At 70.3% G+C, this 17852-nt stretch carries 21 protein-coding genes; 9 read left to right on the top strand and 12 right to left on the bottom strand.

Annotated elements, in window-relative coordinates; genetic code table 11:
• Nucleotides 1–122 precede the first annotated feature (122 nt).
• From FHX42_RS26260 to rimP, 3 genes are all read right to left on the bottom strand, one after another.
• The gene (locus tag FHX42_RS26260) at nt 123–311 is read right to left on the bottom strand and encodes a YlxR family protein (protein WP_328795956.1); all 189 of its coding nucleotides are present in this window, start codon (nt 309–311) and stop codon (nt 123–125) included.
• Between the two features lie 148 nt (nt 312–459).
• Complete coding sequence (nusA, locus tag FHX42_RS03395) at nt 460–1539, bottom strand: transcription termination factor NusA (RefSeq protein WP_182542678.1); 1080 nt, start codon at nt 1537–1539, stop codon at nt 460–462.
• Nucleotides 1536–2093 (bottom strand): ribosome maturation factor RimP, encoded by a 558-nt coding sequence (gene rimP, locus FHX42_RS03390; RefSeq protein ID WP_182542677.1) that lies wholly within the window; start codon nt 2091–2093, stop codon nt 1536–1538. The genes nusA and rimP overlap by 4 nt, the downstream gene beginning before the upstream one ends.
• A 281-nt stretch (nt 2094–2374) precedes the next feature.
• On the opposite strand from rimP, the gene FHX42_RS03385 reads away from it, so the two are divergent.
• Nucleotides 2375–2866 (top strand): hypothetical protein, encoded by a 492-nt coding sequence (locus FHX42_RS03385; RefSeq protein WP_328795878.1) that lies wholly within the window; start codon nt 2375–2377, stop codon nt 2864–2866.
• Nucleotides 2863–3312: a ferritin-like domain-containing protein gene (locus tag FHX42_RS03380; RefSeq protein ID WP_182542676.1), complete on the top strand. Its 450-nt coding sequence runs from the start codon at nt 2863–2865 to the stop codon at nt 3310–3312. Before FHX42_RS03385 ends, FHX42_RS03380 begins: the two co-directional genes overlap by 4 nt.
• A 15-nt stretch (nt 3313–3327) precedes the next feature.
• Here FHX42_RS03380 and FHX42_RS03375 read toward each other — a convergent pair whose 3' ends face one another.
• Both FHX42_RS03375 and FHX42_RS03370 read right to left on the bottom strand, forming a co-directional pair.
• Nucleotides 3328–3876: a hypothetical protein gene (locus tag FHX42_RS03375; protein ID WP_182542675.1), complete on the bottom strand. Its 549-nt coding sequence runs from the start codon at nt 3874–3876 to the stop codon at nt 3328–3330.
• A gap of 589 nt (nt 3877–4465) precedes the next feature.
• Nucleotides 4466–5497, bottom strand: coding sequence for an aminotransferase class V-fold PLP-dependent enzyme (locus FHX42_RS03370; protein ID WP_182542674.1), 1032 nt, complete (start codon nt 5495–5497; stop codon nt 4466–4468).
• Nucleotides 5498–5535: 38 nt separating this feature from the next.
• Here FHX42_RS03370 and FHX42_RS03365 point away from each other — a divergent pair, with 38 nt between their 5' ends.
• Entirely contained in the window at nt 5536–5946 is a 411-nt protein-coding gene (locus tag FHX42_RS03365; RefSeq protein WP_182542673.1) for a YjbQ family protein, read from the top strand.
• Nucleotides 5947–5986: 40 nt separating this feature from the next.
• Entirely contained in the window at nt 5987–6868 is an 882-nt protein-coding gene (locus tag FHX42_RS03360; RefSeq protein WP_182542672.1) for a hypothetical protein, read from the top strand.
• A gap of 493 nt (nt 6869–7361) precedes the next feature.
• Here FHX42_RS03360 and FHX42_RS03355 read toward each other — a convergent pair whose 3' ends face one another.
• From FHX42_RS03355 to FHX42_RS03345, 3 genes are all read right to left on the bottom strand, one after another.
• A complete protein-coding gene (locus FHX42_RS03355; RefSeq protein ID WP_182542671.1) occupies nt 7362–8171 on the bottom strand; it encodes a DUF2182 domain-containing protein in 810 nt (269 codons plus the stop codon).
• Nucleotides 8168–8827, bottom strand: a complete 660-nt coding sequence (locus FHX42_RS03350) for a DUF1326 domain-containing protein (RefSeq protein WP_182542670.1) — start codon at nt 8825–8827, stop codon at nt 8168–8170. The genes FHX42_RS03355 and FHX42_RS03350 overlap by 4 nt, the downstream gene beginning before the upstream one ends.
• A gap of 138 nt (nt 8828–8965) precedes the next feature.
• Complete coding sequence (locus FHX42_RS03345) at nt 8966–10711, bottom strand: proline--tRNA ligase (RefSeq protein WP_182542669.1); 1746 nt, start codon at nt 10709–10711, stop codon at nt 8966–8968.
• A 270-nt stretch (nt 10712–10981) separates the two neighbouring features.
• Here FHX42_RS03345 and yaaA point away from each other — a divergent pair, with 270 nt between their 5' ends.
• The 5 genes from yaaA (at nt 10982) to cobM (ending at nt 15973) form a co-directional block, all read left to right on the top strand.
• Nucleotides 10982–11725: a peroxide stress protein YaaA gene (yaaA, locus tag FHX42_RS03340; RefSeq protein WP_182543477.1), complete on the top strand. Its 744-nt coding sequence runs from the start codon at nt 10982–10984 to the stop codon at nt 11723–11725.
• A gap of 319 nt (nt 11726–12044) precedes the next feature.
• Entirely contained in the window at nt 12045–13565 is a 1521-nt protein-coding gene (locus tag FHX42_RS03335) for a DEAD/DEAH box helicase (protein WP_182542668.1), read from the top strand.
• On the top strand, nt 13562–14005 hold the full coding sequence (locus tag FHX42_RS03330; RefSeq protein ID WP_182542667.1) for a pyridoxamine 5'-phosphate oxidase family protein: 444 nt from the start codon (nt 13562–13564) through the stop codon (nt 14003–14005). The genes FHX42_RS03335 and FHX42_RS03330 overlap by 4 nt, the downstream gene beginning before the upstream one ends.
• A gap of 1 nt (nt 14006) precedes the next feature.
• On the top strand, nt 14007–15233 hold the full coding sequence (cbiE, locus tag FHX42_RS03325; protein ID WP_182542666.1) for a precorrin-6y C5,15-methyltransferase (decarboxylating) subunit CbiE: 1227 nt from the start codon (nt 14007–14009) through the stop codon (nt 15231–15233).
• Nucleotides 15230–15973, top strand: a complete 744-nt coding sequence (cobM, locus tag FHX42_RS03320; RefSeq protein ID WP_182542665.1) for a precorrin-4 C(11)-methyltransferase — start codon at nt 15230–15232, stop codon at nt 15971–15973. Before cbiE ends, cobM begins: the two co-directional genes overlap by 4 nt.
• 21 nt (nt 15974–15994) lie before the next feature.
• Here cobM and FHX42_RS03315 read toward each other — a convergent pair whose 3' ends face one another.
• From FHX42_RS03315 to FHX42_RS03300, 4 genes are all read right to left on the bottom strand, one after another.
• Nucleotides 15995–16285, bottom strand: coding sequence for a type II toxin-antitoxin system RelE family toxin (locus FHX42_RS03315; RefSeq protein ID WP_182542664.1), 291 nt, complete (start codon nt 16283–16285; stop codon nt 15995–15997).
• Nucleotides 16257–16400, bottom strand: coding sequence for a hypothetical protein (locus tag FHX42_RS25800; RefSeq protein WP_220479463.1), 144 nt, complete (start codon nt 16398–16400; stop codon nt 16257–16259). Before FHX42_RS25800 ends, FHX42_RS03315 begins: the two co-directional genes overlap by 29 nt.
• Before the next feature lie 186 nt (nt 16401–16586).
• Entirely contained in the window at nt 16587–17201 is a 615-nt protein-coding gene (locus tag FHX42_RS03305) for a hypothetical protein (protein WP_182542663.1), read from the bottom strand.
• A gap of 72 nt (nt 17202–17273) precedes the next feature.
• On the bottom strand, nt 17274–17822 hold the full coding sequence (locus FHX42_RS03300; protein WP_182542662.1) for a DUF3995 domain-containing protein: 549 nt from the start codon (nt 17820–17822) through the stop codon (nt 17274–17276).
• Nucleotides 17823–17852 lie beyond the last annotated feature (30 nt).

The raw sequence follows: 17852 nt of genomic DNA, 5'->3' as shown, positions 1-17852 counted from the left end.
CTCGTCCTATCGCCGGTGCGCGTTCATGGCTTCAGCTTCACGGCTGATTCATGACGGGTCGACCTGCTTCCTTCAACTGCCAAGCACGGGAGCTTCCCGTGCCGGTCATTTTCGCGAACCACTCACTCCAGGTGCGCCCGTACCGCCGAAAGGTCGATACTCCCCCGCACGCGGAGCGCCCGCGGGAAGGCACGACGTCGTTCGGCCAACCGCAGACACTCTGGATCGGGATGCAACCAAGCACCCCTGCCCGGTTGTCCGCGATGGGGATCGGGGACGGCGACGCGATGGGCACCACCGTCCTCGGCCACCACTCGGAGCAGCTCGCAGGCCCGAGTTCGGGTCCGGCACCCCACGCACGTACGAACCGGCCCGTGGTTGTCAACACGGACACCGGTGGATCGTGGTCGGATTCTCGCTCCCTCGCGTCGAGCCACCTGTGATTCTAACCCGTCTTCCTCACTCAGCCGAACCCACGGTCGGCAGATCGTCCACGGCGGCTTCGATCGACGGCTCGTCGGGTCGCTGCGCTCCGGGATGTCCGGCCGACGTCGTCGGCGAGCTCGGATCGGCGTCACTGCGGATATCGATGCGCCATCCGGTCAGCCGAGCGGCCAGTCGGGCGTTCTGGCCCTCCTTGCCGATCGCCAGTGACAGCTGGAAGTCCGGCACGATCACACGAGCGGCCTTGGCCCGCTCGTCGACCACCTCCACCGATACTACCTTGGCCGGAGAGAGCGCGTTACCCACGAACGTCGCCGGGTCCTCGGAGAAGTCGATGATGTCGATCTTCTCCCCGCCCAGCTCGCTCATCACGTTGCGCACTCGCGCGCCCATCGGCCCGATGCAGGCACCCTTGGCGTTGACGCCACTGACCGTGCACTGCACCGCGATCTTGGAGCGGTGTCCGGCCTCCCTGGCCACGGCGGGCAGCTCCACCGTGCCGTCGGCGATCTCGGGAACCTCCAGGGCGAACAGCCGCCGCACCAGGTTGGGGTGCGTACGCGAGAGCGTGACCTGCGGCCCCCGGACGCTGCGCGAAACCCCGACGACGTAGCACTTGATCCGGCTCCCGTGGTCGTACCGCTCGCCCGGAACCTGCTCGGCGGCCGGAATCACGCCCTCGTTGTCACCGATCTCGACCACGACCATCCCGCGCGAGTTCGCCTTGGCGTCGCGCTGGATGACCCCGCCGAGGATCTCGCCTTCCTTGGTCTGGAACTCCCCGTAGGTCTTCTCGTGCTCAGCGTCCCGCAGCCGCTGCAGGATCACCTGCCTGGCCGTGGTCGCCGCGATGCGGCCGAAGCCCTCCGGCGTGTCCTCCCATTCCTCTTCCACGCTCCCGTCCGGGGCCAGGCTGTGAGCAATAACACGCACGCTGCCGGTCTTGCGATCGACCTCCACCCGAGCATGCGGCTGGTGCCCCTCGGTGTGCCGGTAAGCCGTCAGCAGTGCGGACTCGATCGCCTGTAGGACTGTTTCGAATGGAATGTCCTTGTCGCGTTCGATCGCCCGCAGCGCGGCGATGTCGACGTTCACCTCGACTCCTCCGTGTTCTCCCCGTCGTCACCGCGGGAGGCGACGACGCCCGCAGCCCGATCGAGCTTGACCAGGTCTTGTGCCGGTGGTTGCTGAAACTCCACCTCAACCACCGCGTGTTCGATCTCGCGATAGGTCAGCCGCCGGATCTCCCCGGCGGCCAGAACCACCACACTGCCATCCTCGGCGGCACCAGCACGGGCCAGCAGGTCACCACCGTCGGCGAGACGGATCCTGACCAGGCGGTGAAGTGCGCGCTTCCAGTGCCGCGGCTTGGTCAGGGGACGATCCACACCCGGTGAGGTCACCTCGAGGTTGTAGGACCCCGCCAAGACGTGCTCGTGCTCGTCCAGCAGCTTCGAGAGCTCGCGGCTGACGGTGGTGATGTCGTCGAGTCCGACGCCCGCGTCGGCGTCGATGACCACCTTGACCAGCCGGCGCCGCCCGGCCAGCTGGATGTCGAGTTCTTCGAGGTCGAAGCCCACGGCCGCCACGGCCTCGGCTACGGCGGGTTCCAGACGCGCGACGATCTCGTCGCGCGGCGGGTTGGACACGATGGGCACTCCAAGCTCGATCGAAGGTGGGTGACGTTCACGGTGCAGCGAGCATCCGGCATCTCGCCGTCACGACGACGTCGGACAGCGAAACTCCCGCGACCAGCGCCTCGCACCGGTCGCGGTCCTCCAGCGTATCGCGTCCGCCCACGGCTCGGCGCGGCGCGGACCATTCGGCAACGTGCTCGGTCAATCACCGAAACGGCCCAAACATTCCGGTGGTGCCGATCACACGACATCCCGCCGAGCCCGTGCGAACCGGCCTGGCAGGATGGAAACCCGTGGAACCATCCTCGCAGTCCGGTCCTTTCGGCCGCAGAGACATGCTGCGCATGGCGGCACTGGTACCGGTAGCCGCCGCATTCACCGCCGGCTGCGCAGCGGGTTCGGGGGCCGAGGGGCCCGATCCGCTGAAGGCGCTGGTCACTCGCGCGCGGTCGGACGCGGCGTTGGCCCGAGCCGTGGCCAAGGCCTATCCCGGCCTCTCGCAAAGCGCCACCATGATCGGCTCGGTCCGTGACGAACACGCGAGCGCCCTGCAACGGGAAATCGATCGGGTAAATCCTCCCGGGGGGGAGAAGAACTCCTCGAAATCGCCTCCCGCACCCTCCACCCCAGCCTCGTCCGATGCCGCGGAGAAGGCGCTGCGCGAGGCATTGCGTGCCGCGCGGAAACAGGCCGCCGACCTGGTCTCCTGGGCGCCGTCCAACCGGGCGGGACTGGCCGGATCGGTCTCGGCCGGTTGCGCGAGCCTACTGGAGGTACTGAGATGAGTGCTCAGCTGTCGACGAAGACCGAGGACGCCCTGCGCAGCGTACTCCGGGCCGAGCAGGCCGCGATCTGGCTGGCGGGACTGACCAGGGCCTACGCCTCCGAGCAGCGAGTCGCTTCGGCCATCACCGAGGCGGCCGACGGTCACCGCGCGCACCGCGACGCCGCCGAGCGGCTGCTGCGCGACGCGGGAGTCACCCCCGCTCCCGCCGCACCGGCCTACCAACTCCCGTCCGAGGTCGAAGACCAACGGACGGCCGTCCAGCTGCTCATCACCTCCGAGGAGGACTGCGCGATCGGCTGGCGCTCGGTGTTGGAGACCTCGGAGGGGGCGCAACTACGCCGCACCGCTCTCGATGGGCTCACCAACGCGGCCACCCGAGCCACGCGCTGGCGCATCACCATCGACAAGCAGCCGGCCGCCCAGGCCTTTCCCGGCAAGCCCTGAGGCTTTTCCGCGGGGTCAGTCGGGGGCCTTGTCCTGGGGCCATCCCAGGCGCAGCGCGTCCACCGTCACCTTCTTCAACCGGGCGTCCTCGTGGTCGGGACGCTCGAAGTAGGCCGACTCCCCGATCACCACGAGCTGTCCCTGTTGCTGGGAGGCGTAGCCGTAGTCGTGGCTGAGGCCGGGAAAGTCGTCCGGCACCGACCGACCGGCAGAGACGAGGTCCTGGATGTTTCCGGTGGCGTTGCGCGTGGTCAGCTGCTCCAACTGCGCGGCGACCCCGGAACCCCCCATCTTGGCGGTGACCACGGAGGTCAACACCTGTTCTCCCCCCGGCAGCGTCGTGGTGTAGAGCGCACGGGTGAAGTGGGCGCACGAGTGCTGGGCGAAGTACTCCGCGATCTTGGACGTCGAGATGCTCTGGCAGTTGCGGGAGCCCTCCTCCCGCCGGACGAGCTCGAACCGGTACTTCCCCTGCTGGGTTTCGGTCCGGGGGTTCGGCTGCTGGTCCTGGTTCGGGGAGTCGGGCCCGAGCGTCAGCCACAGCACTCCCGAGAGCACGGACACGGCACACAGCGCCAGTCCCCGCAGGAGCCAACCGACGGGGGTGATGCCGGAAGGACTCCGCGACTCGGTCGATCTTCGCCCTGTGGGCGGGACCGACTCGGCCGGAGGTGGCGGTGCTCCGCCCGGCACGGAATCCGGCCGCGCCGCGGGGGGACTGCCCGGGCTGTGGCCGGGTGGTGGATTTCCGGTGGGTTGACCACCGGGGTGCTGAGCCGTGGGGGGACTGCTCGGGGGCTGCGGAGGGTTCGAAGGCCAGGCGACATGAGGCTGTGCCGGCTGTGCGGGCTGTGCCGGTTGTGCGGGCTGTCGCCCACCCGTCGTCGAAGGTTGGGGGGGAGCCGGTGGCGGAAAGGAGGGGCGGGTCCGGTCCTGCGAACCGGGCGGGACCGCGGGCTCGGACGGAAGCTGCTCCCGATCGTGGCCACCCCCGGCGGGGGACCCGACCGCCTTCATGGGCGCGGTGTCACCGCGCTGGAAGTCAGCCTGCGTTTCCGTCCCCTGTTCGGGTGCACCGTGGTCCTCCGACACGGGCACCTACCGTAGCGGGTATCGAGGCGCAGCAGAACACCACATGCGCCAACCGCGATGTTCACGCTGTTCGCACTGCTCGTACCGCCGTGTCCACGTCATCGGCAGTGTTGTGGAGGTGGAACGCGAGCCGCGCCCTGCCCGCCCTCGCCGAGCACCGCACGCCGGCCTCGGCCAGCCGCGAGACCGCGTCCGGGGCGTCCACCGCCACGATCGCGGACCCCGCCGCGGGCATGCCGAGCGCGGCGCGGAACGCGTCGGCGAGACCGACGCAGTGCCCGTGCACCTCGGTCATGTCGAGGCCGGCGAGCCGACTCATCGCCACGGACGCACCGACCTGGGCGAACCACACGGGTGAGAGGTCGAGGGCACGTGCGTTGCCGGCCAGGCGCAGCGGCAATCCGTAGATGCTGTCCCAGGGGTGTTCCCCCGCGTACCAGTTCGCGCTGTTCGGCCGAAGCTCCGCCGTGTCGGGGTGCACCGCCAACCAAGCCGCACCGCGCGGGGAGAGCAGCCACTTGTACGCCGCTCCCACCACCCAGTCCGCCCAGTCGAGGCGTAACGGCATCCATCCCGCCGCCTGACTGACGTCGAGCAGCACCCGCGTCCCGTGGGTCCGAGCGGCGCGACGCAGGCCGTCGAGGTCGACCACGCGTCCGTCACCGGACTGCACGGCGCTGACCGCGACCACGTCGTACTCACCCGCGCGTTCGGCGAGCTCGGTCAGCTCCGCCTCGGCGACCCGCACTCCCCGATCGGCCTGGGCGGCGAACGGGAAGGTGACGCTGGTGAACTCGTTCTCGGCGACGAGGACGCGGGAACCGTCCGGAACTCCCGCCGCCACCAAGCCGACGAGCTGCGATACCGTCGCGCCGGAGGCGATCCGCTCGCTCGGAACACCGACGAGATCGGCGAAGGCCGCTCGGGCCGAGGCCACGGAGGCGTCGAAGTCCGCCGCGGTGTCCAGACCCCGGCTCCACCGGCTCACCGCTTCGGCGACCGCCACGGCCGCCGAAGCGGGAGGGACGCCGATGCTCGCGGTGTTGAGGTATCCCGGCTCGACGTCGAAGGTTTCCCCGAATGCCTCACGCACCGGGTCAATCTATCCGTGTCGTCATTAGCGTGGAAGGCATGCACAGTGAGGAAATCGAGATCCGGACCGGTTCGACCGAGGTCGTCCACGAACTCAACGCCGAGTGCGAGCGCTTCCTCGACGGTGTCGGGGGTAGCGACGGTCTGCTCCACGTGTGGGTACCGCACGCCACCGCGGGACTGGCGATCATCGAGACCGGAGCGGGCAGCGACGACGACCTGCTCACCGCGTTGCGTGACCTGCTGCCCGCGGACAACCGGTGGCGGCACCGCCACGGCTCACCCGGTCACGGTCGCGACCACGTCCTGCCCGCCGTCGTCCCGCCCTACGCCTCGATCCCGGTGCTCGGGGGCAGGATGACGCTGGGGACCTGGCAGTCGGTGTGCCTGGTGGACACCAACACCGACAACCCGAGCCGCCACGTGCGGCTGAGCTTCCTGGCGGGCTGATCGTTCCCCGGCCACGGGACCACGCGGTACGGTGCGTGACGTGACGTGGCCGAATGGTGGGCAGCACGGCGATTGGAGCCAGGCCGGACCCCGGAACCAGCCACCTCCGGGCGGCTATGGCGGTTACCCGGGGCCGCACTCCGCGCGGGGACGGCCTCCTCACGACGGGACCGGCATGTTCGAGGATCCGCTGCCGCCCGACGGCAGGCCCCCGAAGCGACGCCGGTACCTCGCGATCGCGTTCGCCGCGACGCTGGTGCTGGTGCTCGCGGGCGCGGTCACCGCCGGTGTGCTGCTGGGCAACCGCGGTTCCGAACCGAAGGCGCAATCGGCGTCGCCGACCGACCAACCGCGGAGACCGTCATCGGGCCCGCCGTCCCGGGTCCCCGGCTGGGCGGTCGCGTACAACTCACGTTCCCGGATCGCCTACGACGTGCCCGCCGACTGGCGGGTGTTCCCTCCGGAGGAGACCTTCGACGTGCCCGCGCTGGGCGATGTCGCGTTCCGGGGACTGGCCAACGGCCCCGGATACACCTGCGACGGTCGCGACCGCGTGATCGGCACGGTGGGCAGTACCGCCGTGAAACCGACGAAGACGCTGGAGACCACGGCCGTGGAGTTCGCGCGCACCATGGGACGCACGCTGTACGAGCAGGCACGCCCGCAGGTGCGCGTGAAGCAGCCGCGGGCGGTGACGGTCGATGGTGTCGACGCGGTCCGGACGGAAGCCACGGTCACCATGCCGTCCGGAAAGCCGTGCGCGCCCACCGAGTCGAAACTCGGCGTGATCGCCCTCAGGGGCGAGAACAGCTACGTGGTCGTCGTGGCGGCGGGGGAGAAAGCCCGCCCCGCCGCGCGGCCGTCCGCCGAAGGCGCCACGGCCGTCTCCCGCGTCATCGACACCGTCCGCCCGGTGAGGTGAGGGCGGCCTCCAAGCCTCGAGCAGCGCTCCGCTTCGTGTCGACGCGCTGGTCCCCGACCGATCGCCGGCCGGTCCCGGTTTCCTTCGCCGCCCGGATCGCATTCCGACGGGGTTCGCGCCAAACCAGATAACCACCGCAGCGACGGACGCGGGTGAACCGCACCGACGCCGAGGACGATCCTGCCGACACGCACACGGTCCACGCAGGACGAAACGCACACGAGGTGGCACGACTTTCCCGAGGGGTCGCCGGTGGTAGCCACCCCGACACGGGTCCTGCGGCACGGCCGAGGTCTTCCACGAGCTGCACGACAACCGGCGGCGCCCGATTCGCCCCACCCCGCCTGACCGCGATCACCACCGGGTCCGCTCCTCGCCCGATCTCACGGCCGAGTAAACCCAACAGTCCACGGCGCTCAGCAGGCGGCGACGGTCGACGAGCGCTCACCGGCGAGTCGGGGTGGAGCCGGTTCCCGCCTCCCGCGCCGGAGTTCTACGCCACCACGGTCACCAGGCGAGGAGCGACCAGCAGGGCGATTCCCGGGGCGACCAGCAGCACGCCGACCGCATAGCCGAACATCTCGCCACGGGGGAGAACCTTCTCCACCGCGATCGCTGCGGCGACAACGGCCATCCACACGAGACTCATCGCTCCTGCTGCCAGCAGGACCGCCATCAGAGCCCAGCAGCAACCCAAGCAGTAGCCACCGTGGTAGAGGCCGACCCGGAGCGCTCCCCTTCTGCTTCGGCTCGCCAAGTCCGCGTACCGGATCACCAATGCCAGCGGCGACCGGCAGCGCACCAGGCACCACTGCTTGAACGGTGTGAACTGATAAGCGCCCGCGAGCAGCAGCACGACTGCTCCCGCACGCACGGCGATCGCGCTGCCGCCCGTGGCGAGAGCCTCGAACCCGCGTACGACGGAGTAGCCGAACACCCCGGACGCGCTCCACACGAGCAGGTAGCCGACCGTCAGCGCGGTCAGGGCGCCGGGGCCGGCACGCGTCCCGAGGAGCCGGCCGACACCCACCGTGAACGGGGCGATGCTCGGCAGCATCATCGCCGCCATCATCACCACCCAGGTGATCAGGAACAGGACGAAGGCGATCGGCAACGACCGCGTCCGCGGTTCCGTCGGCGGCATCCCGGTGAGGATCCCCATCCGCATGTCGGGCACGGCCAAACCGCTGGTGAGCAGCCAGGCCCCTGCCGCCAGCACGAGCAGGACCCCGGCCAGCAGCAACTCCGCTCTCGACCAGGTGCGCAACGAGGGAATGCCGCGCCCCTGCGCCTGACGAGTCACGTCCCGTCCGGACCGGACCACTCGAACGGGATGAGCTTACTGGAGTAGCCGGAGCGGTCCCAGCGGAAACCGAAGGCGTCGGCCCGGTTGGTGACGGCCTTGCCCCAGGTCGACGGCCCCTGCCCGGGCCCCACCTCGGCACCCGGCAGGTTGTGCACCTGGACGCGTTCGCCCTCCGCCGTGGTGGGACCGGTCAATGCCTCGACCGTGGCCTCGGCCCTGTCGGGCACACGCACGCTCCACGTCGCGAGCTCGTCATCGATCGTTGCTTCGATCGGCGCGAACTCCATCCCCCGCATCTCGGGTCGAAACATCTCGCCGAACCGGGCCGGCCAGCCCCCCGCGTCGCCACTGAAGACGGCTCGCAGAGCCCCGCGCTGGTCGTCGTCGGCGTGCTCGTCGACGAAGACGGCGGCGTAGGGGTCGGTGTGCTCACCGCTCCACACGTTGCCGGTGAACGAAGCGAGCATGACGACGTTGAGACCATCCAGCCGAGTGTCCCCGTAGCGACCCTCGCGGACGTGCCACAGCAGGATGCCCTCGCAGTCACCGTAGGTCGGCGGCTGGGCGAACGAGCAGGGACACGGGATCGCGCACTTGCAGGCGTCGAACCAGTCTCCCTTGAGGTGCCACTTCTGGACTGTGGAAGTAGTCATGACGGCCCCCTGCACGCGCTCAACAGGACTACTCCCCGAGTATGAAACTCCGCCGCTCCGCTGGGAACACGGTCGAGCGGTCTTTCTCGCCCGGATTCGAACCGGACATCCGACGACGGCACGGCACAGCGCTCGCGCTCAGCTCCGCACGAGACCGACGAGATGCCCGACGACGGAGTCGGCGGAGACCTCGGTGCCCTCACCCGTGGCGCGGTCCTTGACCTCGACCACGCCCTTGGTCAACCCCTTGCCGACCACCACGATCGTCGGAACGCCCACCAGCTCGGCGTCGGCGAACTTGACCCCGGGAGAGACCCCACGGTCGTCGAGGATCACGCGCACGCCCGCCTCGTCCAGCTCGGCGGAGATCCGCTCGGCGCCCTCGCGGACGGTGTCGTCCTTGCCCGCCACGACCACGTGCACGTCGGCGGGGGCGACCTCGCGCGGCCACACCAGCCCCGACGAGTCGTGGTGCTGCTCGGCGATCGCGGCGATCATCCGCGACACGCCGACTCCGTAGGAGCCCATCGTGACCCGCTTGGGCTTGCCGTCCTGACCCAGCGCGTCCAGCGAGATCGCGTCGGTGTACTTGCGGCCGAGCTGGAAGATGTGGCCGATCTCGATGCCCCGGGCCGCCTCCAGGGTGCCGTTGCCGTCCGGCGACGGGTCCCCCTCGCGCACGTCGGCGGCCTCGACGGTGCCGTCCGGGGTGAAGTCGCGCCCGCACACGAGGTCGACGACGTGGTGGTCGGCCTTGTCGGCACCGGTGACCCAGGCCGTGCCGGTGACGATCCGGGGATCGACCAGGTAGCGCACGCCGTTGTCCTGCACCGCCTTCGGACCGACGTAGCCCTTGACCAGGAACGGGTTCGCGGCGAAGTCGGCGTCCTCCAGCAGCTCCACCTCGGCCGGTTCCAGCGCCGCCTCCAACCGCTTCATGTCCACCTCGCGGTCACCGGGCACTCCCACGGCCAGCAGCTCCCACTCCCGGGTACCCGGCTGCCGGGTCTTGACCAGCACGTTCTTCAGCGTGTCCGCGGCGGTGAACCCGCGCTCGCCGGAGGAGTCGAGGAAGTCGACCAGCGTCTCGATGGTCGGCGTGTCGGGAGTGTGGTGCACCTCGGCGGCGGGCTTGCCCTCGACCGACCCGGCGGCGGGCGCGGGAGTGGTCACGGCCTCGACGTTGGCCGCGAAACCCGATTCCGTGCTGCGCACGAAGGTGTCCTCACCGGTGATGCTCTCCGCGAGGAACTCCTCGGAAGCCGATCCGCCCATCGCCCCCGAGGTTGCCGCCACGATCACGTAGCGCAATCCGACCCGGTCGAAGAGGCGGATGTAGGCACCGCGGTGCCGCTCGTAGGAGGACCGCAGTCCGTCGTCGTCGAGGTCGAAGGAGTAGGAGTCCTTCATGACGAACTCGCGCCCGCGCAGGATTCCCGCGCGGGGACGCTCCTCGTCGCGGTACTTGGTCTGGATCTGGTAGAGGTAAACCGGAAAGTCCCGGTAGGAGTTGTACTCGCCCTTGACGGTCTGGGCGAACAGCTCCTCGTGCGTCGGCCCGAGCAGGTAGTCGCCGCCCTTGCGATCCCTGAGGCGGAACATGTTCGGGCCGTACTCGGTCCAGCGGTTGGTCTGCTCGTAGGGTTCCTTGGGCAGCAGCGCGGGCAGGTGGATCTCCTGCGCACCGATGGCGTCCATCTCCTCGCGCACGATCCGCTCGACGTTGTGCAGCACCCGCAGCCCCAGTGGCAGCCACGAGTAGATGCCGGGGGCGACGCGGCGCACGTATCCGGCGCGCACGAGCAGCCGGTGACTCGGCACCTCGGCGTCGGCCGGATCCTCACGCAGGGTACGCAGGAACAACGTCGACATCCTCGTGATCACGGCTGCTCGCTCCTCGTCGTGTGGTAAGGGTTACCGAGCAGCTTAGCGACCGCCCACCGGAGCTCCGTCACTGCCCGTGATTCTTTCGGTGACCCGGCTGTTCCGCGACGGCGGGGACCTCGCGCAGGACACGAAAATGAGGTTTTCTCGTCTTCGGGGTCGTGCTCGTGACCGGCTGTGGACGTTCTCCCCGCTCGGTCGTCCACGGCCCGTCCGAACTGCAGGTGGCCGCCGAGCACGGTCGTGACCGAACCCCTTAGCCTGGCCACCGTGCTGGTTCTGCTTCCTCCTTCGGAAACGAAAGCCGCAGGTGGCGAAGGTCCTCCGCTGGATCTCGACGCCTTGTCGACCCCCGAACTCACTCCGACTCGGCACCGGCTGATCGAAGCCCTGACCGACCTCGCCGACGACGTACCGAGCAGCCTGGAGGCACTGGGGCTGTCCGAGCGACAGGCGGAGGAGGTTCAGCGCAACGCCGAACTGCGGGAGTCCCCGACCGCACCGGCGCTGCGACGCTACACCGGAGTGCTCTACGACGCGCTCGACATCGGCTCGCTGCCCGAGCGGGAACGTGCTCGGGCGGAGCGGCGACTGGCGGTGGTATCGGCGCTGTTCGGCCTCGTGCGCGGCACCGATGCGATCCCGGCTTACCGGCTGTCGGCGTCCGGCAACCTGCCGCGCGTCGGCACGCTGCGCGGTGTGTGGCGCCCGGTGCTGGAACCCGTGCTGGCCGAAGTCGACGACTTCGTGGTGGACCTGCGTTCGGGGGCTTACGCGGCGTTGGCCAAGGTTCCCGGCGCGGTCGAGGTGCGGGTGCTCTCCGAGGACTCCACGGGCAAGCGCAAGGTCGTGAGTCACCACAACAAGTCCCACAAGGGCAAACTCGCCCGTGCGCTGGGGCGCGCCCCGGAGGAACCACGCACCGTGGAAGACGTGCTGACCGTGGCCAAGGAAGCCGACCTGCGCGTGGAGCGCGAGGCCGATCGCCAGCTCTGCGTCATCGTCCCCGCCTGAGAGGAGGGTGCGCGGGTTGGTTCGCTGAGCGGCGCGGGGAGAGAAGTCGCACTCCGGGAGCTACCACACCGACCAGCCAGGCAGACCGACCCGTGAACACCTCAAAAGTTTTCGCATCCCTTCGTCGGTATAAGTGAGTTCTTCGTTAAACTCGTGGGGGCACCGGCTGCGGCGGACCCGCTGAGGGGTCCGCGTCGTCTAGGCGATGACGCCTCCTCCGGTGCTCTAAGTACCCGACCAGTGGCGCCTTGGCGGCGCCGGGCTCGTTTCTCACGACTGCTCACCGCCTGCCCTGACGTGCCCTTTCGCGGAGGTTTTCGTGCAGACCGGTTCACCGAGCACTCGCCCCGGCACGTCCCCCAAGGCCAGAAAACGCCGGCCGCAGCAGCGGCAGGCGGCACCACCGAAGCCGAGCCTGTTCGACCAGGCCGGTATCACCGCCGTCGACCCGGCCCCGTTCGACACGTTGGGGCTTCCGCGGAGCATCGTGACCGAACTCGCGGGCCAGGGCCTGACGGAGGCCTTCCCGATCCAGGCCGCCACGATCCCGGACGCGCTGTCCGGGCACGACGTGCTGGGGCGCGCCCAAACCGGATCGGGCAAGACCCTCGCGTTCGGGCTGCCGATGCTGACCGCGCTGTCCGGCTCCAGCTCCAAGCCGCAGCACCCGCGCGGGTTGGTCATGGTACCGACCCGCGAGCTCGCCACCCAGGTCACGAACTCCCTCAAGCCGATGGCCAAGGCGCTCGGCCTCCACGTGCGCGAGATCGTCGGCGGCATGTCGTTCTCCCGGCAGGCCGAGACGCTGCGTCGCGGTGTCGACCTCGTGGTGGCCACGCCGGGCCGTCTCAACGACCACGCGCGGCAGGGAACCTGCGTGCTCTCCGAGATCGAGCGCACCGCGTTGGACGAGGCCGACCAGATGGCCGACATGGGCTTCCTGCCGCAGATCCGCGAGCTGCTCGACCGGATCCCCGCCGGTCAGCGACTGCTGTTCTCCGCGACGCTGGACCGCGACGTGGACCGGCTCGTCCGCGAGTACATGTCCGAGCCCGTCGTGCACTCCATGGCCCCCTCGGAGGCCACCGTGGACACGATGAACCACCACCAGCTGAACGTGAGCGCCGAGGACAAGCACGACGTGCTCGCGCGGATCGCCGCCCGCGACGGGCGCACCATCCTGTTCGTGCGCACCAAGCACAACGCCGACCGGCTGACCAAGAAGCTGCGCGCCGTCGGAGTGCGGGCCGGTGCCCTGCACGGCGGCAAGGCCCAGAACGCGCGGACGCGCATCCTCGACGAGTTCCGGGAGGGCAGCACGCGGGCGCTGGTGGCCACCAACATCGCCGCACGCGGTATCCACGTCGACGACGTGAGCCTGGTCGTGCACGTCGAACCGCCCGCCGACCCCAAGGACTACCTGCACCGCGCCGGCCGCACGGCGCGTGCCGGAGCCACGGGGACCGTGGTCACCCTGGTCACCGACGACCAGCGCGCCGCGTTCCGGACGATGACCACCAAGGCCGGGGTCGAACCGACCGTCACGAAGGTCAACTCGCACGGTGAGGCGCTGGCCCGGGTCACGGGAGCGCGCGAACCCAGCGGCGTCGCCGTGCCGGAACCGAAGGCGAATCCCTCGACTCCGCGGCGTTCCGGCGGCAAGCCGGGCGGCAAACCCAGCAGCGCCCCTGGCGGCAAGCCGGGCGGCAAGCCCGGTGGCGCCCCCGGCGGCAAGCCCGGTGGCAGCTCGAACGGCGCCCCGGGGGGCAAGCCGCAGGGCGATCGTCGCAGGCGTGGTGGTCCCGGTGACCGCACCAAGCAGCGCGGGAGCACCTCATGACACCGCCGGCCGCGGACTCTCCGCGGGACGGTCGAACCGGCGGCGCGCCGCTGAGCGGCGTGAACGCGGAGTTCGAGGAGTTCTGGCGGGAAAGGCACCTGTGCACCCTGACGACGGTGCGTCCCGACGGAACTCCCCACGTGACGCCGGTCGGGGCGACCCTGGACGTCGAGACGGCCACCGCCCGCGTGATCTCCTCGCGCACCTCGCACAAGGTGCGCCAGGTCCTCGCCGCCGGTTCCGAGGGCGCCGCGGTCGCGGTGTGCCAAGTGGACGGACGCCGCTGGTCGACGCTGGAGGGCCGGGCCGTGATCCGCGACGATCCCGAGGAGGTCGCCGACGCGGAGGAGCGCTACGCCCGCAGGTACCGGACTCCCCGGCCGAACCCGCGCCGCGTCGTCATCGAGATATCGGTGCGCAAGGTGCTGGGCAGGTGGTGACGTGACGACGCACGAGGGACTCCCGGACGTGGTCGACGTCGTGGGCGTCGGCGCGGACGGGTGGGACGGCCTCAACCCGCGCGCCAGGGAGGTGATCCGCTCGGCCGAGGTGCTCATGGGGAGCACGCGCCAGCTGGATCTCGTTCCGGATCCGGCCGGGGAGCGCATCACCTGGCCCTCGCCGCTGTTGCCGGCCCTGCCCGGGTTGTTCGCCGCGCACCGTCACCGATCGATCTGCGTGCTGGCCAGCGGCGACCCGATGTCGTACGGAATCGGCAGCACGCTGGCGCGGGTACTCGGGCCGCAACGGCTGCGAGTGCTGCCGCACCCCTCCGCGGTGTCGCTGGCCTGCGCCAGGATGGGCTGGTCCGTGCAGGACACGCAGGTGGTGAGTCTGGTCGGCAGGCCGGTGGAACTGCTGCATCCCCACGTGCACCCGGAGCGCACCGTGCTGGTGCTCAGCTCCGACGGGACCACGCCCGACGAGGTCGCCACGCTGCTGACGAACCGGGGCTACGGGGCCAGCGAGCTGACGGTGCTGCAGAACCTGGGTCACGAGCGGGAACAGCGGCTGGTGGGCACGGCCGCCGAGTGGCGGGACCGGAACGTCGACCCGCTCAACGTGGTGGCCGTGCGGTGCAGGGCCGATCGGCCCGCCGGTCCGCTGCCGCGTGTTCCGGGCCTGCCCGACGACGCCTTCGTCCACGACGGCCAGCTCACCAAGCGCGACGTCCGGATCGCGACCCTGGCGCGGCTGGCTCCCGCACCCGGGCAACTGCTGTGGGACGTGGGGGCGGGCTCCGGCAGCGTCGGGGTCGAGTGGATGCGTACCGACTCCTCCTGCCGGGCGATCGCGATCGAGAGCCGCGCCGACCGTGCCACCCGCGTCGGCGAGAACGCGCACTCCCTGGGCGTCCCCGGGTTGCGACTGGTCACCGACGCCGCTCCCGGGGCGCTGGAAGACCTGGAAACTCCCGACGCCGTCTTCATCGGGGGCGGAGTGACGACCTCGGGGGTGCTGGAGACGTGCTGGCGCGCCCTGCCACCGGGCGGCCGCCTGGTGGTCAACGCGGTCACGATGGAATCGGAGGTAGTAGTGGCTGACTGGTACGGCCGGCTGGGGGGTGAGCTGGTCCGCATCGGAGTGGAGCAGGCCTCCCCCGTCGGCGGCTACACCGGCTGGCGCCCCGCGATGCGCGTGACGCAGTGGGCGGTGATCAAGCCGTGACGGTGCACTTCGTGGGAGCGGGTCCCGGTGCGGCCGACCTGATCACCGTGCGGGGCCGGGACGTCATCGCCGCCTCGCCCGTCTGCCTCTACGCCGGAAGTCTGGTGCCCACCGAGCTGCTGGAGCACTGCCCGCGGGACGCGCGCCTGGTGGACACGGCTCGGATGAACCTGGACGAGATCCTGACCGAACTCCGCGTCGCGCACGAGGCGGGACTGGACGTGGCGCGGCTGCACTCCGGTGACCCCGCCGTGTTCAGCGCCGTGGCCGAGCAGATGCGTCGGCTCGACGAGGACGGGGTGCCCTACGACGTGGTGCCCGGGGTGCCCGCCTTCTCGGCGGCCGCCGCCGCGCTGAACCGGGAGCTCACGGTTCCCGGCGTGGGGCAGACCGTGGTGCTGACCCGCACGGCCGCCAGGGCCACGGCCATGCCCGAGGGCGAGGACCTGACGACGCTGGGGCGCAGCGGGGCCACGATGGTGCTGCACCTGGCGGTCAACCGCGTCGAGGAGCTCGTCGAGCAGCTCGTCCCGAACTACGGCGCGGACTGCCCGGTGGCCGTGGTGGCCGGGGCCAGCAGGTCCGACGAGGTGGTGCTGCGCGGCACCCTGAGCGACATCGCCGAGCAGGTCCGCTCGGCCGGGATCGAGCGCACCGCCGTCATCGTCGTGGGACAGGTCCTCACGGCGTCGACGTTCCCGGACAGCCACCTCTACTCCACCACCCGCTGCCGGGAGTGAGTGAAGAGGGGCGAGTAGCGTTCACAGCCCTCGGTGCACATCACTGCGATGCACGACGCGCAGTGCGAGCACCAGAAGCTCCGCGTCCTTGATCGCGTGCACGACCCGAGAGTCGCTGACCCGGATCCGCCACAAGCCAGGGCGCCCGGCCAGCGCCCGACAGCCGGGAGGAGGTGGATCAGTGCTCAACTCCTCCACGGCCTTGCCCATCCGCCGAGCAATCCGCCTGTCGAGCTTGCCCAGTTCCTCGGCACGTACTGAACCGTGCAGGCTTCCTGCTCGCTCACAGACCCAGTTCCCGAGCCACTTCATCGGCCGGTACCGGCCCGGCCCCTCCGGATTCGTACTCGTCCAACCGCTGCCGGGCGATACGACCGTCCTCCCGATCGAGCAGTGCCTCGTACTCCTCGACCAGCTCAGCGGGCACTATCGCCGCAGCACGGCGATGACTGCGCTCATATGTGACCCACGTCACCCCACCGGCGAAGCTCGCCCGGTTCACCGCATCGGAGAAGTGGTCCCCGGGCGGGCCTGGCCAACCGGCAGTTCACAAGGCTCTGCGCTGCTCGTGGAGCACAGCATGCGCCAACTTGGCCCGGAACACGCGCACTGCTCAGCGCCGTCGCCTGCGCCGTAGCAGCCAGATCGCCACCCCCGCCAGCACCACCACGAGCGCACCACCGGCGCCGACGGCCCCCCATCCCGCGTACTCGGCGGCGACGTCGAGCAGTCGGCGGCTCGTGCTCGTCGAGTCCGACAGGACGATCGCCAGGAACGCGACCGCCAGCACCAGCGCACCGCCCCAGATCGCGTACCACCACCTGCCGTACAGGCGCACCCTGCGCCGCAGGGTGCGCACCACCTTGACCAGGCGCACCACGCGGACCAGCTGGATCGCGGCGACCACGCGCACCAGCCGCAGCATCTGGACCGGACCGACCGTGAAGATCACGGCCGGGACGGCCGCGACGGTGATGGCCACCAACCACCAGTGCGTCCGCAGCCAGCGCACCCTGTCGCCGCTGGTCCAGAACAACAGCACCGACTCGGCCGTCAGCACGATCATCGACAGCCAGTTCAGCACCAGCCCGAGCACGCCGAAGAGACCGTCGAGCGTGGCGAGGAAGACGGCGGGCACGGAGCACAGCGCGGCGGTGAGCACGACCGGTTCGAGATAGTTCTCCCATCCGGGTTCGTCGTCACCCTCGGATCGCTCGTGCGTGCTCACGAACGGTCATCCTGCCAATCCTGATCCGAACTGGCGACGGGGATGGGCTCCACGGCGATCCGGCTCGTCCTGTTACACCGATTCGTCGCGGTCGCGTGAGGCGGCCCACCGAGCCAACCGGAACCGCCGAAGCGCGGCGATCGTCAACAGCGCTCCCCACAGCAGGAACCACGGATCCCAGAGCAGGACGTGCCAGTACAGCGCCGTCACGTCCGTCGGTGGGCCGAACGCCCCGAACAGCGCGATGGCGCCGACCAGCGTCAAGACACCGCCGTACAGCGTGAGGACGAGTCCCCCGGCGAGAGCCACCCCGCTCAGCAGCCACCACGGCAGGCACCTGCTCCGGGCACGCACCAGGGCCAGTGCCACCAGACAACCGGCGAGCTTGAGCACGGCGAGCGCCGCGAGCAGGGCCACGGACGCGGTTCCGCCACTGCGGGCGAAGACTTCGGGGCGGCCGCCCACAGTGGGCAGCAGACCGGTCCCCCCGAGCGCCCAGTAAGCACTCGGGGCAGCGTGCAGGAGCGCGAGCAGTGCCGTCCCGTAGGCGGTCAGTCGGAGCGGAGCGCAGCGCCGGGCGCTCGGCGGCGTCGGCGCGGCCCTCCGCGCGGCGGCGCGCATACCCGCAACTTCGCACGTTCCAGCACCTGG

The organism is Halosaccharopolyspora lacisalsi (assembly GCF_014137975.1).
Classification (GTDB): domain Bacteria; phylum Actinomycetota; class Actinomycetes; order Mycobacteriales; family Pseudonocardiaceae; genus Halosaccharopolyspora; species Halosaccharopolyspora lacisalsi.
The sequence above is the reverse complement of the archived record's forward strand: the minus strand, read 5'-3'. Positions and strand labels throughout refer to the sequence as shown.